Source organism: Clostridium sp. C2-6-12 (genome assembly GCF_009928485.1).
Taxonomy (GTDB): Bacteria; Bacillota; Clostridia; order Clostridiales; family Clostridiaceae; genus Clostridium.
The window spans coordinates 1-262 of record NZ_JAABNP010000112.1; the positions used below are offsets into that span (position 1 = coordinate 1).

A 262-nucleotide genomic window follows, 5' to 3' on the forward strand; every position below is an offset into this window, starting at 1 on the left:
TTAATATATTTTGATAATTCCATTAGTCTATCTTGAAGTAAATCAATATTTAATGAATCTATTGGATTTTTACAATATAACTTTTCAGGAATTGATGCTACGATTGGTGTAGCATCATTTTTTCCTTTGCTTAATAAATCATCTATACTTATGAAAGCATTAGACTCATCTGATAGTGGCTCATATCTTTTCAGCTGTCTATTATAAACATATCCTGTATATTTCTTTAATAATTTTACATAATAATCGTAATTAAAAGATG

The 262-nt window shown here is 24.8% G+C and carries 1 protein-coding gene; it reads right to left on the reverse strand.

Translation table 11 applies throughout. The annotated features are described in order from the left end of the window. Window positions 1-262: hypothetical protein (locus GXK56_RS27610; RefSeq protein WP_160693502.1), on the reverse strand; the 262-nt coding region annotated here is incomplete at both ends.